This window comes from Streptomyces sp. NPDC005004 (genome assembly GCF_053600675.1).
This window is the reverse complement of sequence record NZ_JBSGAH010000002.1, coordinates 357,465-381,636: the sequence shown is the minus strand read 5'-3', so window position 1 is coordinate 381,636 and position 24,172 is coordinate 357,465. Positions and strand designations below refer to the sequence as shown.

Genomic DNA, 24,172 nt, shown 5'->3' with positions numbered 1-24,172 from the left:
GGAGTGATTCGCGTGGATCGTGTCGCGCTGCGCGGCCTGAAGGCCCGTGGGCACCACGGCGTGTTCCCCAGGGAGCGCGAGGAGGGCCAGACCTTCATCGTGGACCTCGTCCTCGGCCTGGACACCCGGCCGGCCGCGGCCGACGACGACCTGGCGAAGACCGCGCACTACGGCCTGGTGGCCGAGGAGGTCGTGGCCGTCGTCGAGGGCGAGCCGGTGAACCTCATCGAGACCCTCGCCGAGCGGATCGCCCAGACCTGCCTGAAGCACGACGCGGTGCGGGAGGTCGAGGTGTGCGTCCACAAGCCGGACGCGCCGATCACCGTGCCCTTCGACGACGTGACCGTCACCATCCTCCGGAGCCGAGCATGACCCGACCTTTCGCCAAGGGTCAGAGCGACCCGACCGTCCAGCCGGTCCCCGCGTCCGTCGTCGAGAAGGTGGACGAGGCCGACTCGACCCTGCACAACCCCCAGTGGGCGGTGCTCTCCCTCGGCGCCAACCTGGGCAACCGCCTGGAGACCCTCCAGGCCGCCGTGGACGCCTTCGAGGACACCCCGGGCGTACGCGTGAAGGCCGTCTCCCCGGTCTACGAGACGGAACCGTGGGGCGTCGAGCCCGGCAGCCAGCCCGCCTACTTCAACGCGGTCGTCCTGCTGAAGACCACCCTGCCCCCGTCCTCCCTGCTGGAGCGGGCGCACGCCGTGGAGGAAGCCTTCCACCGGGTCCGCGACGAGCGCTGGGGCCCGCGCACCCTGGACGTGGACATCGTCTCCTACGCCGATGTCGTCTCCGACGACCCCGAGCTGACGCTCCCGCACCCGCGCGCCCACGAGCGGGCCTTCGTGCTCGCCCCCTGGCACGACGTGGACCCCGGCGCCGAACTGCCGGGCCGGGGCGCGGTGGCGGAGCTGCTGTCGGCCGTCACCCGTGAGGGCGTCGCCCCGCGCGCGGATCTGGAACTCCGACTGCCCGAGTAGTCGTTAAGGTCAGGACGACCACGGCCGGGACCGGACCGGTCCGGGGGAGCTGAAGGGACACCGTGAAAGAGCTGCGCATCAGGGTGCTGGCCGGCGTGTTCGTCGTGGCCGGCGTCCTGTCCTGGGCGGGCGCCCGCCTGTGGAACTCGCTCGGGACGCTGCCCGGCGTGCCGCTCGCCGCGCCCATCGTCCTCGCGCTGATCGCCGTGGTGCTCTTCGCCACGGGGCTCTCGCTGCGCGGCCGCTTCAAGGCCCAGCGCGAACGCCGCCCCGGCGCCAAGGGCGTCGACCCGATGATGGCCGCCCGCGCGGTCGTCTTCGGCCACGCCAGCGCCCTCGTCGCCGCCCTCGTCTCCGGCATCTACGGCGGCACCGGCGTCTTCCTCCTGGAGCTGCTCGATCTCCCGCCCCGCCGCGACCAGGCCATCTACGCCGGCTTCTCGGTCCTCGCCGGCATCGCCGTCATAGCGGCCGCCGTCTTCTTGGAGCGGGTCTGCCGGCTCCCGGAGGACGACGACGAGAACAACGGCCGCCCGCATCCGGTGGCCTGAGGGCTACCCACCCTGACGCACCAGGTACCCATTGACGAGGAAGCCTGGGTAGGGGTCCAGCCGATAGCTGTAGAGGGTGAAGGGCTTGGCCCCCTCGGCCCTGCGCGGACGCACATCCCGTACGTGCGCCCAGGTGATCTCGTCCGGTTCCAGCGGGTGGTGCTCGGGTTGGAAGGTGCCTCGCCGCTGCCAGCGGTCAGTGACGACCAATGCAGACGTACGCCCCCTTGGCTGTGGCGTGAACCTCGCGCCGATGATTCGAGCCAGTTCAGCGAGGAAGGGCACATTGGCACTGACCACGGTGCGCCCATCCCACTTCTTGTGACGGAAGCCGTCTCCCTCGATGTATCCGTCAAGGAAGCCCTCGAAGGTGTCGATGTCACGGAGGACCACACGCGGAAGCTTCTGCCTCATATGGTGCGCATCACCGCCGGCATACTGCCGCATCGCGTCAGCCAGGTAGGACGAAACGACCCGTACCCGGAAGCCCGGGAGATCCCGCTTGAGATACCCGGACGGACGAGTGACTGGCTCCAACCGCGCCGCGAGTCCAGTAGACCTGGTCAGGCAGTCGGCATACCGGCCGGCAAAGTCCTGCTCGTTTACCACGAGAGACACATAGTTCTTGCCGACCGTCCCATCAGCACACGTGGCACCGACGAAATAGCCGAAGTCGTAGCCGGGCCGAATCGTCAGCCGCTCTCGGCACAGCTTCTTCGTGTGCGTCCGAGCGAGCATGGCCCCGGACGCGCGCACCGCAGTCACCCATCCGTCCGGAGTGCTCAACTCCTGTCCCGCGGCCACAGTGAACGTCACGCGATCGGCCACCACGTCCACGACTTCGCGCGCCTTGACGCCCGTAACCTCAACGACAGTTGTATGCACCGTGCGCGTACCGTCCAGGCTCCACAACTTGGAACCTACTTCAATGTGCCTGGCCTGTCGGCACCCGCCAACGACACTCACCAGTTGCTTGCTGGTCACCCCGTATGCCATCGGACACCTCCTTGATCAGCGGTCAATTCCACTGATCAAGGACGCTATCGGGCACCACCGACAATCGGGTCAGCGCGCCAGTATCAGGCTCATGGCCTCGGCCCGGGTCGTCGCGTCACGGAGCTGCCCCCGCACCGCCGAGGTGGTCGTCTTGGCGCCGGGCTTGCGAATTCCCCGCACCGACATGCACATGTGCTCAGCCTCGATGACGACGATCGCACCACGCGCCTCCAGGATGCCCATGAGGGAGTCGGCGATCTGCGTGGTGAGTCGTTCCTGCACCTGCGGACGGCGGGCGAAGACCTCGACCAGACGCGCCAGCTTCGACAGACCGGTGATCTTGCCCGTTTCCGCAGGAATGTAACCGATGTGCGCCACACCGTGGAACGGCAAAAGATGATGTTCACAGAGGCTAACGATCTCAATGTCCTTCACCAGGACCATCTCGTCATGCCCCAGGTCGAACGTCGTCGTCAGGACTTCCTCGGGCTTCTGCCACAACCCCGCCAGCAATTCCCGGTATGCCCGCGCCACCCGCGCCGGAGTCTCCCTCAGCCCCTCGCGCTCCGGGTCCTCGCCGACGGCGATCAGCAGCTCGCGCACCGCGTTCTCGGCGCGCTTCTCGTCGAACTCGCCGACGGTGCCGTCACCGGCCAGCGTCACGGGGTCGGTCATCTGTTGCCTCGTTCCTGTACGTCTCGCCGCGCGGACATGGCGAAATGCCGCGCCCCCCAGGCTAGAACCCAGGGGGCGCGGCATACATTCCGGCCAGATGGCCGAAGGATCAGCTGTCGGTGCGGTCCTCGGGAGACTGCTCCGTGACCGGGGCCGACTCGGCGGCCGTGGACTTGATCGTGCTGATCGCGGCCGTGGAGCCGTTCGCACCGTTGGTCAGTGCCAGCTCCTTGGGGGAGAGCACCGGCGGACGGGTCGAGGGCGTACGACGGGAGGAGCCGGTCCACGCGGGCCGCGGCGGGCGCTTGTGGATCGGGGCGAAGATCTCGGCGATCTCCTCCTTGCCCAGGGTCTCCTTCTCCAGGAGGGCCAGGACCAGGTTGTCGAGGACGTCTCGGTTCTCGACCAGGATCTCCCACGCCTCGTTGTGCGCGGTCTCGATGAGCTTCTTGACCTCTTCGTCCACCAGCGCGGCGACCTCTTCCGAGTAGTCGCGCTGGTGAGCCATCTCACGGCCCAGGAACGGCTCGCTGTTGTCGCCGCCGAACTTGATGGCGCCGAGCCGCTCGGTCATGCCGTACTGGGTGACCATCGCGCGGGCCACGTTGGTGGCCTTCTCGATGTCGTTCGCGGCGCCGGTGGTCGGGTCGTGGAAGACCAGTTCCTCCGCCGCGCGACCGCCCAGCATGTAGGCGAGCTGGTCGAGCATCTCGTTGCGCGTGGTCGAGTACTTGTCCTCGTCCGGGAGCACCATCGTGTAGCCCAGGGCACGGCCGCGGGACAGGATGGTGATCTTGTGGACGGGGTCGGAGTTCGGCGAGGCCGCCGCGACCAGGGCGTGTCCGCCCTCGTGGTACGCGGTGATCTTCTTCTCCTTGTCCGACATGATCCGGGTCCGCTTCTGCGGGCCCGCGACCACACGGTCGATCGCCTCGTCCAGCGCCTTGTTGTCGATCAGCTTCTGGTCGCTGCGCGCGGTGAGCAGCGCGGCCTCGTTGAGCACGTTGGCCAGGTCGGCGCCCGTCATGCCGGGGGTACGGCGGGCGACGGCGGCCAGGTCGACGTCGGGCGCGACCGGCTTGCCCTTCTGGTGGACCTTGAGGATCTCCAGGCGGCCCTGGAGGTCCGGCGGGTCGACCGCGATCTGCCGGTCGAACCGACCGGGACGCAGCAGCGCCGGGTCCAGGATGTCGGGCCGGTTCGTGGCGGCGATCAGGATGACGCCGCCCTTCACGTCGAAGCCGTCCATCTCGACCAGGAGCTGGTTCAGCGTCTGTTCGCGCTCGTCGTGACCACCGCCGAGGCCGGCGCCGCGGTGGCGGCCGACCGCGTCGATCTCGTCGACGAAGACGATCGCCGGGGCGTTCGCCTTGGCCTGCTCGAAGAGGTCGCGGACGCGGGAGGCACCCACACCGACGAACATCTCGACGAAGTCGGAGCCGGAGATCGAGTAGAACGGCACCCCGGCCTCACCGGCGACGGCACGCGCGAGAAGCGTCTTGCCGGTACCGGGACGGCCGTACAGCAGCACGCCCTTGGGGATCTTGGCGCCGACGGCCTGGAACTTGGCCGGTTCCTGGAGGAACTCCTTGATCTCCTGGAGCTCCTCGACGGCCTCGTCGCAGCCCGCGACGTCGGAGAAGGTCGTCTTCGGCGTGTCCTTGGTGATGAGCTTCGCCTTGGACTTGCCGAAGTTCATGACCCGGGAGCCGCCGCCCTGCATCTGATTCATCAGGAACAGGAACACGACGACGATCAGGACGAAGGGCAGCAGCGAGAGCAGGACGCCGACGAACGGGTTCTGCTTCGAGGGCGAGACGGTGTACCCGTTCGCGATCTGCTTGTCCTGGTACTTGTTCTGCAGCGTCTGGGCGATCGCCACGCCCTGGTCGCCGATGTAGCTCGCCTGGATCTTCGAGCTGCCGTCGACCTTGACGCCGTCCTTCAGCGTGACCTTGATGGTCTGCTCGTCACCGGTGGTGACCTTGGCCGACTGGACCTTGTTGTCGTTGATCGCGGCGACGACCTGGCCTGTGTCCACCGTCTTGTAGCCGCCGGACTGGCCGACGACCGTCATCAACACGACCACGGCAAGGACGGCCAGCACGATCCACATGACCGGCCCACGGAAGTATCGCTTCACGTCCATCCATACGGAGCGGTGCCGCCCCGTCCCTCCTGCCATAGTGAGTTTGATAAGACAGTTCTTCTGACGGTACCCCAGCATGGGTGCCCGCAGCCGCACGGAGCGGTGCGGACGGACTGTGGTCCGCCTCTCCTTGCTCCAACGGCGCGAGCCCCGCCGGGGTTCCCGATCTTCGGACGGACTGATCCGCTCGGGTCAGCCGCCGTAGACGTGGGGCGCGAGCGTACCGACGAACCGCAGGTTGCGGTACTTCTCGGCGTAGTCGAGGCCGTAGCCCACGACGAACTCGTTGGGGATGTCGAAGCCGACCCACTCCACGTCGATCGCGACCTTGGCCGCCTCGGGCTTGCGCAGCAGCGTGCACACCTTGAGCGAGGCGGGCTCGCGGGAGCCGAGGTTCGAGATCAGCCAGGACAGGGTCAGGCCGGAGTCGATGATGTCCTCGACGATCAGGACGTGACGGCCCTTGATGTCGGTGTCGAGGTCCTTGAGGATGCGGACCACGCCGGAGGACTGGGTGCCCGCGCCGTAGGAGGACACGGCCATCCAGTCCATGGTGACGGGGGTGGACAACGCCCGGGCGAGGTCCGCCATCACCATCACCGCGCCCTTGAGGACGCCGACGATGAGCAGGTCCTTGCCCGCGTACTCCGCGTCGATCTTCGCGGCCAGCTCCGCCAGCTTCGCGTCGATCTCTTCCTTGGTGATGAGCACCGACTTGAGGTCCGCACCCATGTCTTTCGCGTCCACCCGCATCACTTTCGGTCGTCCCGCACTTACGGCCGCACTGTGGCGGCCGGCGGCCCCGGCCGCCTGGGAGGGTCGCTCCCGGGGCCGGAACTTTAGCCTTGCCGAATCACCAGTCTGCCACCCTGACGCTGGGCGACTACCTTGCCGGGCAGGTTGATGGCTCCCTGACCACGCCAGCCGGTGATCAGACGGTCGACTTCCTCGATGTGCCGGGCGAAGAGGGAACCGGCCGGAGCGCCCGCCTCGATGGCCGCCCGGCGCAGCACCCGGCGGCGCACGGCGGGGGGCAGCGCGTACAGCTTGGCGCACTCCAGCAGGCCCGCGTCGTCCCGTACGGAGGACTCGGCCTGGCCGGCCCAGACGTCGAGGGCGTCGGCGTCGTCGCGGGAGAGCTGGGCGGTGCGGGCGAGGGCCTCCACGACACCCTTGCCGAGCGCCTTCTCCAGCGCGGGCAGGCCCTCGTGGCGCAGCCGGGAGCGGGTGTAGGCGGGGTCGGTGTTGTGCGGGTCGTCCCAGACCGGCAGCGACTGGACCAGGCAGGCCTTGCGGGCGGTCTGCCGGTCGAGCTGGAGGAAGGGGCGCCGGTAACGGCCGCCGGCCCCCGAGACCGCGGCCATTCCGGACAGGGAGCGGATGCCGGAGCCGCGGGCGAGACCGAGCAGGACGGTCTCGGCCTGGTCGTCGCGGGTGTGGCCGAGCAGGACGGCGGCGGCGCCGTGGCGTTCGGCGACGGCGTCCAGCGCGGCGTACCGGGCGTCGCGGGCGGCGGCCTCGGGTCCGCCCTCGCGGCCGACGCTGACGGCGACGGTCTCGACGGGGGCGAGGCCCAGCTCGCGCAGCCGGAGAACGACCTCCTCGGCACGCAGGGCGGAGCCCTCCTGGAGTCCGTGGTCCACGGTGACGCCGCCGGCGCGCACGCCGAGGCGGGGAGCCTCGAAGGCGAGGGCGGAGGCGAGGGCCATGGAGTCGGCGCCGCCGGAGCAGGCGACGAGCACGAGGGGGGCGACCGGGTCGGCGGGCGGGCCCTGGTCGCGGGCGGTCCGGCCGGCCGGTGCGAGGGTGGTGGCCGCCTCGGGGCGGCGGCTGTGTTCGGTGATGACGTCGTGCAGTACGCGGCGGACCGCCAGGCGTATCGCCGCGACCGCGGGGTGGGGCCCCATGTCCGGTTCCCTTCATGGAGTTTCGGGAGTGAGCCCGGGTCGGTCACTCAGAGTGCGTCGATGGTGACAGAAGCGGGCCCTTCCCCGAGCATCGCACGCCTACGCATGGCTGACGGTCCCTCGGACGGGTGATAGGAGCGGCGTCCGCCTGCCGTCTTCCTGCCGTCCGTTCGAGGGAGTCCATGGGGGTGTGCTTGCTTGTGTCGAGCGGGGTCGGCGCTTACCCGGCTACTCGGTCCTGCCGTGCACGCGCGCGACCCAGTCGGCCGGTTTGGCGATCTCGGCCTTCGTGGGCAGCGTGTTGGGCGAGGTCCAGACGCGGTTGAAGCCGTCCATGCCGACCTCGCCGACGACGGCGCGCACGAAGCGCTCGCCGTCGCGGTACTGGCGCAGCTTGGCGTCCAGACCGAGGAGTTTGCGCAGGGCGAGGTCGAGGCGGGAGGCGCCCTTGGCGCGGCGCTGCTGGAACTTCTCGCGGATCTCGGCGACGGACGGCACGACGTCGGGGCCGACGCCGTCCATGACGAAGTCGGCGTGTCCCTCCAGGAGGGACATCACGGCGGTGAGACGGGCGAGGATCTCGCGCTGGGCGGGGGTCTGCACGAGCTCCACCAGGGAGCGTCCGCCGTCGTCCTCCTCGCCCTCGGGGCGGCCGCCCGCGAGGGACTGGACGGCGTCGCGGACGCGCTCCAGGAAGGTCACCGGGTCGACGTCGGTCTCCGCGAGGAAGGACTGGATCTCGCCCTCCAGGTGGTCGCGGAGCCAGGGCACCGCCGTGAACTGGGTGCGGTGGGTCTCCTCGTGGAGGCACACCCAGAGCCTGAAGTCGTGCGGCTCGACGTCGAGTTCGCGCTCGACGTGGACGATGTTCGGCGCGACGAGCAGCAGCCGTCCCCCGCCGGGGGCGCCCGCGGCCGGGAGGTCGGCGGTGGCGGGGGCGAAGGTCTCGTACTGCCCGAGGACGCGCGAGGACAGGAACGACAGCAGCATCCCCAGCTCGACGCCGGTCACCTTGCCGCCGACGGCGCCGAGGACGGCGTTGCCCGGGCCGTTGCCGCGCCGCTCCTGCATCTTCTCCAGCAGGGGGCGCAGGATCTCCCGGAACCCGGCGACGTTGGCCCGCACCCATCCCGGCCTGTCGACCACGAGCACGGGGGTGTCGTGCACGTCCTCGGTCCCCATACGAGTGAAGCCCCGGACGTGCGCCTCCGAGGCCTTGGCGTGCCGCCGCAACTCCGCGACCACGGCCCGCGCCTCGTCCCGGCTCACCTCCGGCCCCGGCCGCACGAGCCGAGTCGCGGTCGCCACCGCGAGGTTCCAGTCGACCATCCCGGAAGATGCGGTCCCGCCGAAGCTCGTCATGCGTCAACGGTACGTGAGCGGACGCCCTCCGGGCAGGCTGTACGGGGGCTCTGCGTGGGGCACGCGGTGAGGCTGGGTCAGGTGCGCGGGGCGCGTGTCGTGGGGCACGTGAGCACGGGGGCGCGCGGTGAGCGGGGGCAGGCGGTACGGCCCGGCATACCGGTGCGCGGTCCCCCGCCCGGGCCGCACCGGAGCCGTCGTCGGCCCTCCGCGCATGCAGTGGCGGACAGGCAGTGGCCGCCTCTCGGCAAGCCCCGTCGGCGGGAGCCGCCGCGAAGCAGCCGCGCCGCGGCACCCGGGGCGGAGAGGAGGGCGCCGCCGTCGGACGCCCCGGAACCAGGTTCCCCCCGCTCGCGCGGAGCGCTAACCGCAGCCGCAGGCCGACAACGCCGAGGCGGTGTGGTCCAGGGCTGACTGGGCCGCCTCGGGGTCGGTGGTGTCTGAGGCGAGGAACGCGAAGGAGAGGAGGCGGCCGTCGGCGTCGACGACCGTGCCGGCGAGGGTGTTGACGCCGGTCAGGGTGCCGGTCTTGGCGCGGACGACGCCGGCGGCGCCGTCGGTGTAGCGCTCGGCGAGGGTGCCGGTGAAGCCGCCGACGGGGAGGCCGGTGAGGACCGGGCGCAGGCCGGGGCGGGTCGGGTCGGCGGCCTTGGCGAGCAGGGAGGTCAGGAGGTCGGCCGTAAGGCGGTCGTCGCGGTTGAGGCCGCTGCCGTCGTGGAAGGCGGCGCCCTTCATGGGGAGCCCGAGCTTGGTGAGCCGGGCGGCGATCGCCTGGGCGCCGCCCGCGAAGCTGCCCGGGCGCCCGGAGGCGAGGGCGGTCTGGCGGGCGAGGGCCTCGGCGATGTCGTTGTCGCTGTTGGTCAGCATCCGTTCGACCAGGTCGGACAGCGGCGGCGAGGAGACGCTCGCGAGGGTCTGCGCGCGGCCGGTGGCCTTGGAGGGGCCGGGCGGGGTCGCGGTGACCCCGGCGTCCTTCAGGAACCCGGCGAAGGCGCGGGCCGCCTCGGCCGCGGGGTCGGCCACCCGGGTCGCGGGACCGTGGTCGGAGCCGTCGGTGCGGCCCTCGTCGGCGGTGAGCGCGGTGACGGGGGCGAGGTTGTCGTTGACGCCGATGGGGTGCAGGGAGGGACCGGAGAAGAGCGTCGTGTCGTAGGAGAGCGTGATCTTGCGGATGCCGCGCTTCTCCAGGGCGACGGCGGTGTCCCGGGCCAGGGTGCGCAGGCTCGCCCACTCGCCGGGCGACTTGTGCGCGGTGAGGGTGGGATCGCCGCCGCCGACCAGGACCAGTTCCCGCGTGTCGGGTTCGAGCGCGGTGCGCGTGGTGAGCCGGTGGTCCGGGCCCAGCGCGGACAGCGCGGCCACGGCGGTCGCGATCTTGGTGGTGGAGGCGGGAGTCAGCGCCTTGCCGCTGTCGGCGCCGTAGAGCCGTTTGCCGGTGCTCATGTCGACGACGGCCGCCGCGTGCCCGGCGGAGAGCGCGGGGGCGTCCAGGAGGGGCTCCAGGACCTCCGCGAGCGGCTTGCCGCCCTTCGCCGGGTCCTTCTCGGGGGACTTCCCGTTGTGCGCGCCCGCCGCGGCGCCGCCCAGCGCGGTCAGCACGGGCGGGGCGCTCGGCGCGACGCCCGCGCCGCCCGCCGAGACGTCCGTGTCACCGTGATCTGCGCCACCCGGCAGCTCCAGGGCGACGGCCCGGTCCCGCTCGGCCGTACGCTGACCGGTGGCGTCCCAGGGACCGGCGAGGGCCACCGCTCCGGCGGCCAGCGCGAGTCCCGCGGTGGCGGCGCCCGCGGTGTACCGCAGGGTCCGGGCGTGCGGCGTCCGGGCGGTGCGGGGCGCCGCGGTCCGTACGGCGTCCGTCAACCGCGCGAACCGCGGTCCTGCGGCCGCCGTCGCGCGCGCCAGAGGGGCCCGCAGGGTGTTCGCGAGCCGTGCCACCTGCGGTCCTACGGCTCGCCAAGGTCTCAGCTCCGGCACGACCACCAGCCCCTTTCGCGATCACACTCCTGCGTGAGGGACACTTAATCACCAGAACTATGTCCTGATCATGGAGGAGCCACCGGTGGAGTTCGACGTCACGATCGAGATCCCGAAGGGTTCGCGGAACAAGTACGAGGTGGACCACGAGACCGGTCGGATCCGCCTGGACCGTCGCCTCTTCACCTCGACCGCCTACCCGACCGACTACGGCTTCGTCGAGAACACTCTCGGCGAGGACGGCGACCCGCTGGACGCGCTGGTCATTCTTGACGAGCCGACCTTCCCGGGCTGCCTGATCAAGTGCCGCGCGATCGGCATGTTCCGGATGACGGACGAGGCGGGCGGCGACGACAAGCTGCTGTGCGTTCCGGCGACCGACCCGCGTGTGGAGCACCTGCGCGACATCCACCACGTGTCGGAGTTCGACCGCCTGGAGATCCAGCACTTCTTCGAGGTCTACAAGGACCTGGAGCCCGGCAAGTCGGTCGAGGGTGCCAACTGGGTGGGCCGCACGGACGCCGAGGCGGAGATCGAGCGGTCGTACAAGCGTTTCAAGGAGACCGGCGGCCACTGATCCGGCCGGTCCTGTCCGCGAGCGGGCCGCGTCACCCCGGCAGGGGGCGACGCGGCCCGCTCGCGTGATCATGCGCATACTGAAGCTAACGGAATGCGTCGTTCAGGAAGCGGTGTGAGGTGTCGGAGGCGGAGGACCGCAAGCCCCGGTCGGACGAGGCGCGGTACGACCCGGAGATCACGTCCGAGTTCGCCATTCCGGAGGGGCTCGACCTGGATCGGGGCGGCGAGTCCGAGACGACCTCGGAGTTCTCCCTGCCCAGGGGCCTGGAGACCCCGCAGGCGCCCGCGCCGGAGCCGGAGGGCTCGGCGTTCAACACCCCGCACACCTACAGCGCGAAGCACGCCCCGCCCGCCTTCACCCCGGCGACCGGCGTCCCGATGCTCACCCTGATCACGGACGCCCCGTGGCAGGACCGGATGCGCACCATGCTGCGGATGCCGGTGGCCGACCGCCCCGCCCTGGAGCCGATGGCGCGCGCCGAGGAGGACGGCCCCGCCGTTCCGCGCGTGCTCGACCTGACCCTGCGTATCGGCGAGTTGCTGCTCGCGGGCGGCGAGGGCGCCGAGGACGTGGAGGCCGCGATGTTCGCGGTGTGCCGCTCCTACGGCCTCGACCGCTGCGAGCCGACCGTCACCTTCACCCTGCTGTCGATCTCCTACCAGCCGTCCCTGGTCGAGGACCCGATCACCGCCTCGCGCACGGTCCGCAGGCGCGGCACCGACTACACCCGGCTCGCGGCCGTGTTCCGCCTGGTGGACGACCTGACGGACGCGGAGACGCACGTCTCCCTGGAGGAGGCGTACGGCCGCCTGGCGGAGATTCGGCGCAACCGGCACCCCTATCCCGGCTGGGCGCTGACCCTGGCCAGCGGTCTGCTCGCGGGCGCGGCCTCGGTGCTGGTCGGCGGTGACCTCATCGTGTTCGTCGCGGCGGCGGTCGGCGCCATGCTCGGCGACCGGCTGGCGTGGCTGTGCGCGGGGCGCGGGCTGCCGGAGTTCTACCAGTTCACGGTGGCCGCGATGCCGCCCGCCGCGATCGGGGTGGCGTTCGCGCTGGCGCACGTGGACCTGAAGGCGTCGGCGGTGGTCACCGGTGGACTCTTCGCGCTGCTGCCCGGGCGGGCCCTGGTGGCGGGCGTGCAGGACGGTCTGACGGGCTTCTACATCACCGCGGCCGCGCGCCTGCTGGAAGTCATGTACTTCTTCGTCGGCATCGTCATCGGCGTGCTGACCGTCCTGTACTTCGGCGTCCAGATCGGCGGCCGGCTGAACCCGGACACCGCTCTGCACATCTCGCAGCGGCCGCTGCTCCAGATCGCGGCCTCCATGGTGCTGTCGTTCACCTTCGCGATCCTGCTCCAGCAGGAGCGCGCGACGGTCCTGTGGGTGACGCTCAACGGCGGTGTGGCCTGGTCGGTGTACGGCGCGATGCACATCACAGGGGGCTTCTCGCCGGTGGCGTCGACGGCCGTGGCGGCGGGTCTGGTGGGGCTGTTCGGACAGCTCATGTCGCGCTATCAGTTCGCGTCCGCGCTGCCGTTCACGACGGCGGCGATCGGTCCGCTGCTGCCCGGTTCGGCCACCTACTTCGGGCTGCTGTCGATCGCGCAGAACGAGATCGACAAGGGTCTGGTGTCGCTGGCCAAGGCGGTCTCGCTCGCCATGGCCATCGCGATCGGCGTCAACCTCGGTTCGGAACTCTTCCGGCTGTTCCTGCGGGTCGGCTCGCCGGGCAAGCGCCGGGCGGCGAAGCGGACCAGGGGCTTCTGAGGCCCCGGGCCCGCCGCGCGGCACCGGTCAGGGGGCGCGGTGGCCGCCCTGGTCGTAGCCGTAGGGGTACTGCTGCTGGTGGTCGCCGTAGCCCTGACCGTCGTACCGGGGCTGCTGCTGGGGATGCTGACCGCCGTAGTACGGGTCGTGGCCGCCCTGCTGTCCGTAGCCGCCCTGGTCGGGGTAACCGCCGTGGCCGTAGGGCTGGTTGGGCTGGTTGCCGTACGCGGGCCGGGGCTGCTGCCGCGGCTGGCCGTAGTCCTGCGGCCAGTACTGCTGCTCGGGGTGACCGGGCTGCTCGTAGGGCTGCTCGTGCGGCTCGGGCTCGATGCGGCGCAGGCGGGTGGTGGCGTCGTCCATGGCCGGGGGCTGCGGGTAGGACTGCCGGGCGGCCTGGACGGGCTCGGGCTGTCGGGGCTCCTCGGCGCGGGCCTTCTTCTCCTTGGAGCGGGCGCGCAGGAACTCGATGGCGATCGGCACGACCGAGATGAGGACGATGAGGATGAGCATCGCCTCGATGTTGTTCCGGACGACCGGGATGTTGCCGAGCCAGGAGCCCAGCAGGGTGACGCCCGCGCCCCACAGGACGCCGCCGATGACGTTGAAGATCAGGAACGAGCGGTACTTCATCCCGCTGACGCCCGCGATGATCGGCGTGAACGTGCGCACCACGGGCACGAAGCGGGCCAGGATCAGGGACTTGGGGCCGTGCTTCTCGAAGAACTCGTGCGCCTTGACGACGTTCTCCTGCTTGAACAGGCGTGAGTCCGGACGGTTGAAGAGGGACGGGCCGACCTTCTTGCCGAACATGTAGCCCGCCTGGTCGCCGAGGATCGCGGCGAGGCAGATCAGGGCGATGGCGCCCCACAGCGGGAAGTCCATGTCCCCGGAGGTGATGAGCAGACCGCAGGTGAACAGCAGCGAGTCACCCGGCAGGAAGAACCCGATCAGCAGGCCCGACTCCGCGAAGACGACGAGCAGCAGGCCCCAGATGCCGTACGTGTTGAGCAGGTTGCCGGGATCGAGCCAGCTCGGGCCCAGTGCAAGAGTCATAGCGGTACGGGCTCCCGAGGGGTGAGGGCGGCTGTGGCGTCGTGTGCGGCCGCACAAAGCTATCAACGCGTCGTGACCGGCTCAGGTTCCACCGGTGGTTCCAGAATGCACTGTGGGGAGACTGGGGCAAAGCTGTGGGTCATGGGACTCGATGACTACGGCGGCGGCCAGGGGCCCGAGCCGGACGTACTGGTCGTGACGGCGAACGACGTGCCCGGACACCGGGTGGAGCGCGTGCTCGGCGAGGTCTTCGGCCTCACCGTCAGGTCGCGGCATCTGGGCAGCCAGATCGGCGCCGGGCTGAAGTCGATGATCGGCGGCGAGCTGAAGGGGCTCACCAAGACGCTGGTGCAGACCCGCAACCAGGCCATGGAGCGCCTGGTGGAGCAGGCACGCGCGCGGGGTGCCAACGCGGTCGTGGCGTTCCGCTTCGACGTCACGGAGGCGGCCGACCTCGGCACCGAGGTGTGCGCGTACGGCACGGCGGTGGTCCTGGCCCGGGAGTGAGCCAGGACCGACCTAGGCGGAGTGCCGGGCGGCGTTGGCGGCGATGGCCGCGTTCAGATGCGCGGCGACACCGGGGCCGAGGGCGTCGTAGTACGCGGTGAAGCGGTCGTCGGCGACGTACATCTCGCCCAGACAGCGGTGCATCGAGTACGGACAGTCGTAGAACCAGCGGCCGATGTGGTTGCGGTGTTCCTCCGCGAGGTCCATCGCCGCCGCGTCGGACGGCGGGACGCCGTCGGCCACCAGGGCGGAGTAGCGGTGGTTCCAGTCCTCCGACTCCGCTCGCATCCGCTGCCAGTCGGCCTTGGTGTGGCGGGCGGCGCGGCGCTGCGACTCGGCGTACGCCTCGGTGCCGCCCCAGCGCTGTTCCGCCTCCTCCGCGTACCGCTCGGGGTCGTTGTCCCCGAACACCTCGAACCGTTCCTCCGGGGTGAGGTCGATGCCCATCCTGCGTGCCTCCATGGCGTGTTCCACGGCCGCGGCCATCTGCCGCAGCCTCTCGATGCGGGCGGTGAGCAGCTCGTGCCGACGGCGCAGATGCGTGTGCGGGTCCGCGTCGGGGTCGTCGAGCAGCACGGCGACCTCGTCGAGGGGGAAGCCGAGTTCCCGGTAGAAGAGGACCTGCTGGAGCCGGTCGAGGTCGGCGCCGGTGTAGCGCCGGTGGCCGGCGTGGGTGCGCTCCCCGGGGACCAGCAGTCCGATCTCGTCCCAGTGGTGCAGGGCCCGCACCGTGACCCCCGCGAACCCCGCGACCTGTCCCACGGAGTACCCCACGTCCCGCTCCCGTCGTCGTACGTCTGCGCCCGGGGAACACGTTCGTACCTCACGTCGCGTGAGGTGCAAGCCGGATTCCGTTCGGGATGTTGTGTCCGCTTGATCCGTTTATGGTGTGCCCGTGGCCCAGGACACCGCGCGGCAGCCGCGCCCGACCTCACCGGCCCCGGCGCGTGCCCTGCTCCCGCTGATCCTGCCCGCCGTGCTGGTGGGGGTGGTCGCGAGCCTGGTCTTCGTCGGGGTGAGCGCGGCGGCTGAACGGCTCCAGCACGTGCTGTGGGGACCGCTGCCGGACGCGCTGGGGATCGGCCGGTACTCGGTGGCGTGGATGTTCGTCATGCTGGTCGGCACGGGTGTCGCGGTGGGTCTGGTGGTGTGGCTCGTGCCGGGGCACGCCGGTCCCGACCCGGCCACGCTGGGTCTCGACGCCCCGGTGCTGCCCCCGGTGGTCCTGCCCGGCCTGGTGGTGGCGGCCGCGCTGATGCTGGCGGGCGGCCCGAGCCTCGGCCCGGAGAACCCGATCATCGCCGTGAACGTCGGCCTCAGCATGTGGCTGGGCAGCCGGTTCCTGCCGAGGCTGCCCGGCGCGCTGTGGCCCACGCTGGCCGAGGCGGGCACGATCGGCGCGCTGTTCGGCACGCCGGTGGCGGCGGCGCTGGTCATCTCCGAGGCGCTGACCACGCGCCCGCTGCCCGGACGGCTCTGGGACAACCTCTTCGCGCCGCTGACCGCCGGAGCGTTCGGCGCCATGACGACGACCCTGGTGGCCAAGCCGACCTTCGACCTCGGTCTGCCGCCCTTCGGGCGCCCCGGCTGGACCGACGTGCCCGCCGCCATGGCGGTGGCCTCGTCGGCGGCGCTGCTCGGCCTGTGCGCGGTGTACGTCTTCCCGTACGTCCACCGCGCCTTCGGGCGGTTGCGGCATCCGATGCTGATGCTTCCGGCGGGCGGCGCGGTGCTCGGCGCGCTCGCGGCGGCGGGCGGTCATCTGACGCTGTTCAAGGGGCTGACCGAGGTCGCGGAGCTGGCGCGTGACCCGGACGGCCGTACGGCGGGGCAGTACGCCGTGCTGGCGGTGGTGAAGGCGGCCGCGCTGGTCGTCGCCGCGTCCTCCGGATTCCGGGGCGGGCGGATCTTCCCGTCCGTGTTCGTGGGGGCCGCGCTGGGGCTGTGCGCGCATGCGCTGGTCCCGGCGGTGCAGCCGTCGCTGGGCGTGGCCTCCGGCGTGCTCGGCATGCTCCTGGCGATCACCCGGCAGGGCTGGGTGAGCCTGTTCACGGCCGCCGTCCTGGTGGCCTCGCCGGCCCTCCTCGCCCTGCTGTGCGTCGCCTCGCTGCCCGCCTGGCTGCTGGTGACCGGACGGCCGCAGATGCAGCTCCACGCGGACGGCACCCCGGTCCGCTGAATCCCCGTCTGGAGGCATGTCGATGGCTCTGCACAAAGGTTCCGGCGAACGCGACGAGCGGCCGGTGTCGGTCAACCCGTTCTTCGGTGAGGCCAATCCCGTCAGCGGGATGACCGAGGCGCCGCCCACGCACCGGCTGCCGGACACCCCGCTGCCGCCCACCACCGCCTACCAGCTCGTGCACGACGAGCTGATGCTCGACGGCAACGCGCGGCTGAACCTCGCCACCTTCGTCACCACCTGGATGGAGCCGCAGGCCGGGGTGCTGATGGCGGAGTGCGCCGACAAGAACATGATCGACAAGGACGAGTACCCGCGCACCGCCGAGCTGGAGCGGCGCTGTGTGGCCATGCTGGCCGAGCTGTGGAACGCGCCCGACCCGTCGTCCGTCATCGGCTGTTCCACCACCGGCTCCAGCGAGGCGTGCATGCTCGCCGGACTCGCGCTCAAGCGGCGCTGGTCCAAGAAGAACGCCGACCGCTATCCGGGGGCGCGGCCCAATCTCGTGATGGGCGTCAACGTCCAGGTGTGCTGGGAGAAGTTCTGCGACTTCTGGGAGGTCGAGGCGCGCACCCTCCCCATGGAGGGCGACCGCTTCCACCTCGACCCGCACGAGGCGGCGGGGCTGTGCGACGAGAACACGATCGGGGTCGTGGGCATCCTCGGCTCCACCTTCGACGGCTCCTACGAACCGATCGCCGAGCTGTGCGCCGAACTGGACGCCCTCCAGGAGCGCACCGGGCTCGACGTCCCGGTCCACGTCGACGGCGCCTCGGGCGCCATGATCGCCCCGTTCCTCGATCCGGACCTGCTCTGGGACTTCCGGCTGCCGCGCGTTGCCTCCATCAACACCTCGGGCCACAAGTACGGCCTGGTCTACCCCGGGGTCGGCTGGGCCCTGTGGCGCGATGCCGAGGCGCTGCCGGAGGAGCTGGTCTTCCGGGTGAACTACCTCGGCGGCGACATGCCCACCTTCGCCCTCAACTTCTCCCGCCCCGGCGCGCAGGTGGTCGCGCAGTACTACATGTTCCTGCGCCTGGGCCACGAGGGTTATCGCGCGGTCCAGCAGTCCACCCGCGACGTGGCCCGTCATCTGGCCGACCGCATCGAGGCGTTGGGCGACTTCCGGCTCCTCACCCGGGGCGACCAGCTCCCCGTGTTCGCGTTCACCACCGCCGACCACGTCACGTCGTACGACGTGTTCGACCTCTCCCGGCGGATGCGCGAGCACGGCTGGCTGGTCCCGGCGTACACCTTCCCGCCCGACCGGGAGGACCTGTCGGTGCTGCGGGTGGTCTGCCGCAACGGCTTCTCCCGCGACCTGGCGGACCTGTTCCTGGCGGACCTGGCCCGCGAACTGCCCGGGCTGCGGCGGCAGGAGCGGCCGGCGACGCGGGACAAGGGGGCGGCGACGGGGTTCCATCACTGACGGGGTGTCCCGTCAGTGAGGGGCGGTTCCCGCCACCGACGGGGGGCTCGGGCAGGTGCCGTCCGGCGGTCAGCCGGCCTCGTCGGCCTGCTGCCGCTCCAGGGCGACCAGTTCGAAGGCCGTCTGGCCGTCGAGCGACTCACGGATGATGTCGGCGTGGCCGGCGTGCCGGGCCGTCTCGCGGATCAGGTGCAGACACACCCAGCGCAGCGAGACACGCTCGTCCGGCGGGAACCAGGGCGCCTCGGGCAGCGGGAAGGTGTCGTCCAGGCTCGGCGCGGAGCGGATCAGCTTCTCCGTGCCGGCGGCGACCTCCTCCCAGTACGCGAGCCGGGAGGCGACCGTCTCGCCCTCCAGCAACTGGAAACACTCGTGCCAGTTGGACTCGTCCCGGTGGATCGCGGGCGGCTCCTGGCGGGCCCGGGCGATCCAGGTCTGCTCGACCTCCACGACGTGCTTGAGCAGCCCGCCGAGCGACAGCTCGCTCGCGCTCGGCCGGGAGCGGGCCTGCTCCTCGGTCAGCCCCAGCACCGCCCGGCGGATGCCGCCGCGCTGCTCCTCCAGGAACGCGAGGAGTGCCCCGCGCTCGTCGCCCGCCGCCTCGGCTCGTACGTGCGTGACCATGGTCGTCCACCCTTCTCCGGGTCCGTTGCCCTGACACGGAGGACGCTACGGACCATCGAGGACAGATTCTGTCCTCGATGGTCCGTGGCGTCGTGTCGTATCGGCCGGAGGGGCCGGTCGCCTCAGAACGGGAAGCCGCTGCGCCCGTGCTGGACCGAGATCCACTTGGTGGTGGTGAACGCCTCCAAGGTCGTCTCGCCGTTCAGCCGGCCGAGGCCCGAGTGCTTCTCGCCGCCGAAGGGCACCAGCGGCTCGTCGTGCACGGTGCCGTCGTTCACGTGGAACATCCCGGTGTCGATGCGCCGCGCGAAGGCCACGCCGCGCTCGATGTCCCCGGTGTGGACCGCGCCGCTGAGCCCGTACGGCGTGTCGTTGACGATGCGCACCGCCTCCTCCTCGCCGTCGAACGGCACCAGGAAGACGACCGGACCGAAGACCTCCTGCCGCAGCAGGGGCGAGTTCCCGGGCAGGCCGGTGAGCACGCTGGGCGCGACCAGGTTGCCCTCGACGGTGCCGCGCACCAGGGCGGTGGCGCCCTCGGCGAGAGCCTGCTCGACCACCTGGGCGAGGGAGTTCGCCTGGGCGGAGTTGATGACCGGACCGATGACGGTGCCGGGGTCGCGCGGGTCGCCCACCGGCAGCGAGCGGACCTTGGCCACGAACTTCTCGGTGAACTCCTTGGCCACCGAGCGGTCGACGAGCACCCGGTTGGCCGCCATGCACACCTGGCCCTGGTGCACGAACCGGCTGAAGACCGACGCGTCCACCGCGTAGTCGAGGTCGGCGTCGTCCAGAACCACCAGGGCGCTGTTGCCGCCCAGTTCGAGCACCGCTCGCTTGAAGTGGGCGGCGCAGACGGTCGCCACGTGACGGCCGGTCTTGTCGGAGCCGGTGAAGGAGATCACCCGGGGCACGGGGTGTTCGATGAAGGCGTCCCCGATCTCCGCGATGTCGGTGACGACGACGTTGAGCAGCCCGCCGGGCAGCCCCGCGTCCTCGAAGAGCTTCGCGATCAGGGTGCCGCCCGCGACGGGGGTGTTCTGGTGCGGCTTGAGGACGACGCCGTTGCCGAGCGCGAGGGCCGGGGCGACCGACTTGATCGACAGCAGGAAGGGGAAGTTGAAGGGACTGATCACGCCCACGACGCCCACCGGCTCGCGGTAGACGCGGTTCTCCTTGCCGTCGGTCGGGGAGGGCAGGATCTTCCCCTCGGGGCGCAGTGCCAGGTGGATCGACTCGCGCAGGAACTCCTTGGCGAGGTGCAGTTCGAAGCCCGCCTTCACCCGGGTGCCGCCGAGTTCCGCGACGATCAGCTCGGCGATCTCCTCCTCGCGCTCCTCGATCAGCGCGAGCGCCCGCTCGAACACCGCGCGGCGGGTGTAGGCGTTGGTCGCGGCCCACTCCTTCTGCGCGCGTTCGGCGGCGCGGTAGGCGTCGTCGACCTCCTCGACGGTGGCGACCGTGATCGAGGCCAGCTTCTCGTCGTCGTAGGGGTTGAAGTCGATGACGTCCCAGGAGCCGCTCCCCGTACGCCATTCACCGTCGATGTACTGCCGGGCCAGTTCCTCGAAATAGGACGCCATGTGATCCCTCACTCGCTAGCGGACGACACTGCCACGCCGGGTTCTGATCACAGGCAATCGTACTGACGCGCCACGCGACACGGAGACACACGTGTGCCCCAACAGCCGCTTTCCGTCAGGTGAGTTGAAGGATTCCCCGGAGGATGTCCCGGCTCTCCGCCGGTCCCGGGCTGTCCTGCTGGAGCTCCTTGAGCGCCTGCTCGTACTGGATGACGTCCTCGCGCTTGTCCAGATAGAGCGCGCTGGTGAGCTGCTCGACGTAGACCACGTCGGACAGGTCGGACTCGGGGAAGCTGAGGAGGGTGAAGGCGCCGCTCTCCCCGGAGTGCCCGCCGAGGCCGAACGGCATGATCTGGAGCCGCACGTTGGGCCGCTCGGACACCTCGATCAGGTGCTTCAACTGGCCCCGCATCACCTCGCGGTCGCCGTACGGGCGGCGCAGCGCCGCCTCGTCCAGGACGATGTGGAACTCGGGGGCGCCGTCCGGGTCGTCGGCCAGCAGATGCTTCTGCCGCTCCAGGCGCAGCGCCACGCGGCGCTCCACGTCGGCGGTGCTCGCACCCTTCATGCCGCGGCGGACCACCGCTCGCGCGTACTCCTCGGTCTGGAGCAGGCCGTGCACGAACTGGACCTCGTAGACCCGGATGAGATGGGCGGCGCCCTCCAGGCCGACGTAGGTGGGGAACCAACTGGGCAGCACGTCGGTGTAACTGTGCCACCAGCCCGCCACGTTGGCCTCCCGGGCGAGGGAGAGCAGCGATTCGCGCTCCGCCTCTTCGTCGACGCCGTAGAGCGTCAACAGGTCTTCGACGTCCCTGGTCTTGAAGCTCACGCGGCCGAGCTCCATCCGGCTGATCTTGGACTCGGAGGCGCGGATCGAGTACCCCGCCGCCTCGCGCGTGATGCCCCGCGCCTCCCGCAGCCGCCTGAGTTGCGAGCCGAGCAGCATCCGCCGCACCACCGATCCGGGCTCTCCCGCGCTCACTTCGCCAGCCTCCCCAACCGTCTTCAGATGCCGCAGTCTGCCACTAAAACACTTCGAGCAGTACTCGTTCGGTTACAGAAACGGAAAGAGGTCAACCGTTTCTCCTATGCCAGGGTCACGGTCCGGGACCGAAGTTGGGCCCAAGATGGCGGAAAAAATGGCCAAGAAGCGGTACGCGCGGGAGCAATTCGGCCTCGTGCACGTGCATCTGCCCTTGCATCTGCTGTGCGCATCCGAAACCATGGGGCCGCGCCACCGCTGCATCGCAACGACCGCGAATTCCCGGGAGTGCCTCGCATGGGAACGAATGGATCGACCATGCTCAAGCCGTTACGGCAGGGCCTTCCCCCGCTGGACCCCGGCGCCGTCTCCGAGGCAGCCTCCTGTGCCCTGCCCGCCCGCTACGAAGCGGTGCGCGAGGCCAGGCGCTTCACCCGGGCCACCCTGGAATCCTGGGACGTGGGCGAGCGCTCCGAGGACATCGCGCTCGTCGTCTCCGAACTCGTCACCAACGCGCTGCGGCACGCGCTGCCCGGCGACGCCGCGGACGGGAACGCGGACGGCACGCCCGGCTCCTCGCCGGTGCGGCTGCATCTGATGCGCTGGCCGGGGCGGCTGGTGTGCGCGGTGCGCGACCCGAGCCACGACACCCCGGTGGCCCGCGAGTCCGACGACTTCTCCGCCGAGTCGGGCCGGGGGCTGTTCCTCGTGGACTCCTTCGCGGACGGCTGGGGCTGGCATCCGCTGGCCGGCTCACTGAACGGCAAGATGGTGTGGGCACTGTTCCTGCTGCACGCGGGTGAGCCGGCGGACTGATCCGGCTCCGCGCACACGCGCCGTTCCCGACATCGTTGCCAACGCCCGTGCCCTGCGAGCCTGTTGTCAGCTCGCCGTCAGATGGTCGAACTCGCCGTCCTTGATGCCGAGGAGCATCGCCTCGATCTCGGCACGCGTGTAGACCAGCGCGGGACCGTCGGGGAAGCGGGAGTTGCGGACGGCCACCTCGCCGCCGGGCAGGCGCGCGAACTCCACGCAGGATCCCTGGGAGTTGCTGTGCCTGCTCTTCTGCCAGGCCACGCCGACCAGCAGCGTGGCAGCCATGCCGTTGTACACGTCGTACCCGTACACGCTGTCAACGTAGTGGTCCACAGGTCGCTCCCCGGTGGTGCACTGTCTGATGTGGCACAAAGGCCGTGGTCATTGGTGCTGTGGTCAGTAGATGCTGCGGTCAACCGACCCGGATCATAACCCTGTTCACATGCAGATGAATGAGCAGATGCACGTGCACGCGGGGTGTTCCCGCGATTACAGCTTTGACGACCGCTTTACCGAAGCCTTTCCCCGCCTGCCCGGGATACGACGGCACATGCGGCCCTGTCCACGCACCAGGAAGAGACGCACCCGGGGCCGTTCCTGTTCCGCGCCGAACCGGCCAATTCCGGCCGCCTGCGCAGGGGTAACGGCTGGTAACTTGCTGCGCGGTCCGCGGGCTCCCGCCCCGGGCGACCCGCTACGGCTTGGGAGCGTGACGTGACTGGGGCTACGGCTACGGCTACGGCTACGGCGAGGGGCAGGGGTACGGACATGCGCGCGGCGCGTGTGCGAGCCGGTGCGGCGGCGGCCGGGGTGATCGGCGCGCTGGTGCTGAGCGGGTGCGGCGGAGGTGACGGGGGTGGCACGTCCTCGGACGGCTCTCCCACGGCGAGCGCGGCGCCCACCGCCACGGGTTCCGCGACCGACGGCGGCTCCGAGGGCGGTGCCGGGGGCGCCGTCCCGGAGATCCAGGGCAGTTGGATCACCACCAGCGGCGGCAGGATCGTGGCCCTGGTGGTCACCGGCAAGCAGGCGGGGCTCTTCGCGACGGGCGGCGCGGTGTGCAGCGGCACGGCGGGCGAGGAGTCCGGGATGCGGATGATCCACCTCACCTGCAAGGGCGACTCCGAGCACCGGAGCACGGGCATGGTCGACTCGGTGAGCAAGAACTCCCTGAAGATCACCTGGTCTGGGCGGGCCGGGAAGGAGACGTACACGAAGGCAGAGGGCGGAACGCTGCCTTCGGGGCTGCCGTCCGGGCTGCCTTCGGGGCTGGGGCAGTAGACCTACGGGGCGGGGCGGCAGGGCGGGCGGCCGGGTGCGGGCGCCTGCCCGGCGTCCGGCCATACGCGGTCCGGGCACCCCGCGCCCGGCGCTGCCCGGAATCCTGCCTGAAGCGGTGAATCCGCCGGGGGCGCGTACTCGGGGTGCGCGCGCAGGGGCGATGATGCGGGGAGACCGTCACGACCCTCGATGGGACCAGTTCATGCGCGCCATTCCGCTCACCCTCACCGCCCTCGCCGCCGCTCTCGCCCTGACCGCCTGCGACAACGGCGGCGGCAGCGGGGCGGGCGGCTCCGAGAGCAAGGCAGGCGCGGCCTGCGCGGCCGGCTCGGTCTCGCTCCAGGTGGGCTCCGCGAGCGTCGCCCCCGCCGCCGGGGACAGCGGCCAGGTGCCGGTGAGCATCACCAACCAGAGCGCGCCCTGCACCCTGGACCACTTCCCCGGCGTCACCCTCCACCAGGGCGGCCGCACGGAGAAGCTGCCCGTCCAGGAGGGCGCCACGGCGCAGAAGCTGAAGCTCGCCAAGGGCGACTCGGCGAGCTTCACCATCAGCTACGTGCGCGGCGCGGACGCCGGCGCCAAGGGCGCGAAGGCGGCCACGGTGGAGATCACGCTGCCGGGCGGCGGCGAGCCGCAGAGCTTCCCGTGGAAGTACGGCCCGGTCGCGGCCAAGGCCGGCAAGGCCACCCCGGACGCGTCGGTCGGCGCCTTCCAGCAGGTCGGCGACTGAGGACGCCGTACGGGCCGGCCGGGCCGGCCGCTCCAGCCGGGG

24 protein-coding genes are annotated in these 24,172 nt (G+C 70.9%); 11 read left to right on the top strand and 13 right to left on the bottom strand.

Annotated features, from left to right (window positions below; all coding sequences use genetic code 11):
- Positions 1-12 precede the first annotated feature (12 nt).
- From folB to ACWEEU_RS04130, 3 genes are all read left to right on the top strand, one after another.
- Positions 13-372 carry a dihydroneopterin aldolase gene (folB, locus tag ACWEEU_RS04140; RefSeq protein ID WP_199587583.1) on the top strand — a complete coding sequence of 120 codons (360 nt, stop codon included), beginning with the start codon at positions 13-15 and terminating at the stop codon, positions 370-372.
- The gene (folK, locus tag ACWEEU_RS04135; protein ID WP_385749785.1) at positions 369-980 is read left to right on the top strand and encodes a 2-amino-4-hydroxy-6-hydroxymethyldihydropteridine diphosphokinase; all 612 of its coding nucleotides are present in this window, start codon (positions 369-371) and stop codon (positions 978-980) included. Before folB ends, folK begins: the two co-directional genes overlap by 4 nt.
- A 62-nt stretch (positions 981-1,042) precedes the next feature.
- The gene (locus ACWEEU_RS04130) at positions 1,043-1,531 is read left to right on the top strand and encodes a DUF3180 domain-containing protein (protein ID WP_385749788.1); all 489 of its coding nucleotides are present in this window, start codon (positions 1,043-1,045) and stop codon (positions 1,529-1,531) included.
- A 3-nt stretch (positions 1,532-1,534) separates the two neighbouring features.
- On the opposite strand, the gene ACWEEU_RS04125 is transcribed toward ACWEEU_RS04130, so the two are convergent.
- The 7 genes from ACWEEU_RS04125 to dacB form a co-directional block, all read right to left on the bottom strand.
- On the bottom strand, positions 1,535-2,527 hold the full coding sequence (locus ACWEEU_RS04125; protein WP_451728220.1) for a hypothetical protein: 993 nt from the start codon (positions 2,525-2,527) through the stop codon (positions 1,535-1,537).
- A gap of 69 nt (positions 2,528-2,596) precedes the next feature.
- Entirely contained in the window at positions 2,597-3,202 is a 606-nt protein-coding gene (gene folE, locus ACWEEU_RS04120) for a GTP cyclohydrolase I FolE (protein WP_361778873.1), read from the bottom strand.
- Between the two features lie 109 nt (positions 3,203-3,311).
- Complete coding sequence (ftsH, locus tag ACWEEU_RS04115) at positions 3,312-5,351, bottom strand: ATP-dependent zinc metalloprotease FtsH (protein ID WP_385749793.1); 2,040 nt, start codon at positions 5,349-5,351, stop codon at positions 3,312-3,314.
- Positions 5,352-5,543: 192 nt separating this feature from the next.
- Positions 5,544-6,104, bottom strand: a complete 561-nt coding sequence (gene hpt, locus ACWEEU_RS04110) for a hypoxanthine phosphoribosyltransferase (RefSeq protein ID WP_451728215.1) — start codon at positions 6,102-6,104, stop codon at positions 5,544-5,546.
- A gap of 86 nt (positions 6,105-6,190) precedes the next feature.
- Positions 6,191-7,258: a tRNA lysidine(34) synthetase TilS gene (gene tilS / locus ACWEEU_RS04105; RefSeq protein WP_385749796.1), complete on the bottom strand. Its 1,068-nt coding sequence runs from the start codon at positions 7,256-7,258 to the stop codon at positions 6,191-6,193.
- 228 nt (positions 7,259-7,486) lie between these two features.
- Positions 7,487-8,620, bottom strand: a complete 1,134-nt coding sequence (locus ACWEEU_RS04100) for a zinc-dependent metalloprotease (RefSeq protein ID WP_385749800.1) — start codon at positions 8,618-8,620, stop codon at positions 7,487-7,489.
- A 363-nt stretch (positions 8,621-8,983) separates the two neighbouring features.
- A complete protein-coding gene (gene dacB / locus ACWEEU_RS04095) occupies positions 8,984-10,555 on the bottom strand; it encodes a D-alanyl-D-alanine carboxypeptidase/D-alanyl-D-alanine endopeptidase (RefSeq protein WP_451728212.1) in 1,572 nt (523 codons plus the stop codon).
- Positions 10,556-10,679: 124 nt separating this feature from the next.
- On the opposite strand from dacB, the gene ACWEEU_RS04090 reads away from it, so the two are divergent.
- Together ACWEEU_RS04090 and ACWEEU_RS04085 are read left to right on the top strand one after the other, a co-directional pair.
- Positions 10,680-11,171, top strand: a complete 492-nt coding sequence (locus ACWEEU_RS04090) for an inorganic diphosphatase (RefSeq protein ID WP_018547987.1) — start codon at positions 10,680-10,682, stop codon at positions 11,169-11,171.
- 119 nt (positions 11,172-11,290) lie between these two features.
- Positions 11,291-12,943, top strand: coding sequence for a threonine/serine ThrE exporter family protein (locus ACWEEU_RS04085; protein ID WP_451728210.1), 1,653 nt, complete (start codon positions 11,291-11,293; stop codon positions 12,941-12,943).
- 27 nt (positions 12,944-12,970) lie between these two features.
- Here ACWEEU_RS04085 and ACWEEU_RS04080 read toward each other — a convergent pair whose 3' ends face one another.
- Positions 12,971-13,996, bottom strand: a complete 1,026-nt coding sequence (locus tag ACWEEU_RS04080) for a VTT domain-containing protein (protein ID WP_451728207.1) — start codon at positions 13,994-13,996, stop codon at positions 12,971-12,973.
- 141 nt (positions 13,997-14,137) lie between these two features.
- Between ACWEEU_RS04080 and ACWEEU_RS04075 the strand changes: the two genes are divergently transcribed.
- Positions 14,138-14,503, top strand: coding sequence for a YbjQ family protein (locus tag ACWEEU_RS04075; RefSeq protein WP_385749208.1), 366 nt, complete (start codon positions 14,138-14,140; stop codon positions 14,501-14,503).
- 12 nt (positions 14,504-14,515) lie between these two features.
- Here ACWEEU_RS04075 and ACWEEU_RS04070 read toward each other — a convergent pair whose 3' ends face one another.
- Complete coding sequence (locus ACWEEU_RS04070) at positions 14,516-15,277, bottom strand: MerR family transcriptional regulator (RefSeq protein ID WP_451728203.1); 762 nt, start codon at positions 15,275-15,277, stop codon at positions 14,516-14,518.
- A 121-nt stretch (positions 15,278-15,398) separates the two neighbouring features.
- Between ACWEEU_RS04070 and ACWEEU_RS04065 the strand changes: the two genes are divergently transcribed.
- The gene (locus ACWEEU_RS04065) at positions 15,399-16,682 is read left to right on the top strand and encodes an ion channel protein (RefSeq protein ID WP_451728200.1); all 1,284 of its coding nucleotides are present in this window, start codon (positions 15,399-15,401) and stop codon (positions 16,680-16,682) included.
- A 22-nt stretch (positions 16,683-16,704) separates the two neighbouring features.
- The gene (locus ACWEEU_RS04060) at positions 16,705-18,111 is read left to right on the top strand and encodes a glutamate decarboxylase (RefSeq protein WP_385749199.1); all 1,407 of its coding nucleotides are present in this window, start codon (positions 16,705-16,707) and stop codon (positions 18,109-18,111) included.
- A gap of 69 nt (positions 18,112-18,180) precedes the next feature.
- On the opposite strand, the gene ACWEEU_RS04055 is transcribed toward ACWEEU_RS04060, so the two are convergent.
- The 3 genes from ACWEEU_RS04055 to ACWEEU_RS04045 all read right to left on the bottom strand — a co-directional run bounded on the left by ACWEEU_RS04055 (position 18,181) and on the right by ACWEEU_RS04045 (position 21,267).
- The gene (locus tag ACWEEU_RS04055; protein ID WP_385749197.1) at positions 18,181-18,735 is read right to left on the bottom strand and encodes a DinB family protein; all 555 of its coding nucleotides are present in this window, start codon (positions 18,733-18,735) and stop codon (positions 18,181-18,183) included.
- Between the two features lie 122 nt (positions 18,736-18,857).
- Positions 18,858-20,318 (bottom strand): aldehyde dehydrogenase family protein, encoded by a 1,461-nt coding sequence (locus ACWEEU_RS04050; RefSeq protein WP_451728196.1) that lies wholly within the window; start codon positions 20,316-20,318, stop codon positions 18,858-18,860.
- Positions 20,319-20,433: 115 nt separating this feature from the next.
- Complete coding sequence (locus tag ACWEEU_RS04045; RefSeq protein WP_451728334.1) at positions 20,434-21,267, bottom strand: helix-turn-helix domain-containing protein; 834 nt, start codon at positions 21,265-21,267, stop codon at positions 20,434-20,436.
- A gap of 333 nt (positions 21,268-21,600) precedes the next feature.
- On the opposite strand from ACWEEU_RS04045, the gene ACWEEU_RS04040 reads away from it, so the two are divergent.
- Entirely contained in the window at positions 21,601-22,119 is a 519-nt protein-coding gene (locus ACWEEU_RS04040; protein ID WP_451728193.1) for an ATP-binding protein, read from the top strand.
- A 66-nt stretch (positions 22,120-22,185) separates the two neighbouring features.
- Here ACWEEU_RS04040 and ACWEEU_RS04035 read toward each other — a convergent pair whose 3' ends face one another.
- Positions 22,186-22,452 carry a DUF397 domain-containing protein gene (locus tag ACWEEU_RS04035; RefSeq protein ID WP_199587597.1) on the bottom strand — a complete coding sequence of 89 codons (267 nt, stop codon included), beginning with the start codon at positions 22,450-22,452 and terminating at the stop codon, positions 22,186-22,188.
- A 435-nt stretch (positions 22,453-22,887) separates the two neighbouring features.
- Here ACWEEU_RS04035 and ACWEEU_RS04030 point away from each other — a divergent pair, with 435 nt between their 5' ends.
- Positions 22,888-23,400 (top strand): hypothetical protein, encoded by a 513-nt coding sequence (locus ACWEEU_RS04030; protein ID WP_451728189.1) that lies wholly within the window; start codon positions 22,888-22,890, stop codon positions 23,398-23,400.
- 202 nt (positions 23,401-23,602) lie between these two features.
- Complete coding sequence (locus tag ACWEEU_RS04025) at positions 23,603-24,130, top strand: DUF4232 domain-containing protein (RefSeq protein ID WP_385749187.1); 528 nt, start codon at positions 23,603-23,605, stop codon at positions 24,128-24,130.
- Positions 24,131-24,172: the final 42 nt, after the last annotated feature.

Coding starts and splice junctions, on each gene's coding strand:
- ACWEEU_RS04075 (WP_385749208.1), top strand. CDS start 14,138: ATGGGACTCGATGACTACGGCGGCGGCCAGGGGCCCGAGCCGGACGTA.
- ACWEEU_RS04125 (WP_451728220.1), bottom strand. CDS start 2,527: ATGGCATACGGGGTGACCAGCAAGCAACTGGTGAGTGTCGTTGGCGGG.
- ACWEEU_RS04040 (WP_451728193.1), top strand. CDS start 21,601: ATGGGAACGAATGGATCGACCATGCTCAAGCCGTTACGGCAGGGCCTT.
- ACWEEU_RS04060 (WP_385749199.1), top strand. CDS start 16,705: ATGGCTCTGCACAAAGGTTCCGGCGAACGCGACGAGCGGCCGGTGTCG.
- ACWEEU_RS04050 (WP_451728196.1), bottom strand. CDS start 20,318: ATGGCGTCCTATTTCGAGGAACTGGCCCGGCAGTACATCGACGGTGAA.
- ACWEEU_RS04080 (WP_451728207.1), bottom strand. CDS start 13,996: ATGACTCTTGCACTGGGCCCGAGCTGGCTCGATCCCGGCAACCTGCTC.
- folE (WP_361778873.1), bottom strand. CDS start 3,202: ATGACCGACCCCGTGACGCTGGCCGGTGACGGCACCGTCGGCGAGTTC.
- ACWEEU_RS04100 (WP_385749800.1), bottom strand. CDS start 8,620: ATGACGAGCTTCGGCGGGACCGCATCTTCCGGGATGGTCGACTGGAAC.
- ACWEEU_RS04045 (WP_451728334.1), bottom strand. CDS start 21,267: ATGCTGCTCGGCTCGCAACTCAGGCGGCTGCGGGAGGCGCGGGGCATC.
- ACWEEU_RS04030 (WP_451728189.1), top strand. CDS start 22,888: ATGCGCGCGGCGCGTGTGCGAGCCGGTGCGGCGGCGGCCGGGGTGATC.
- ACWEEU_RS04025 (WP_385749187.1), top strand. CDS start 23,603: ATGCGCGCCATTCCGCTCACCCTCACCGCCCTCGCCGCCGCTCTCGCC.
- ACWEEU_RS04055 (WP_385749197.1), bottom strand. CDS start 18,735: ATGGTCACGCACGTACGAGCCGAGGCGGCGGGCGACGAGCGCGGGGCA.
- folK (WP_385749785.1), top strand. CDS start 369: ATGACCCGACCTTTCGCCAAGGGTCAGAGCGACCCGACCGTCCAGCCG.
- hpt (WP_451728215.1), bottom strand. CDS start 6,104: ATGCGGGTGGACGCGAAAGACATGGGTGCGGACCTCAAGTCGGTGCTC.
- ftsH (WP_385749793.1), bottom strand. CDS start 5,351: ATGGACGTGAAGCGATACTTCCGTGGGCCGGTCATGTGGATCGTGCTG.
- tilS (WP_385749796.1), bottom strand. CDS start 7,258: ATGGGGCCCCACCCCGCGGTCGCGGCGATACGCCTGGCGGTCCGCCGC.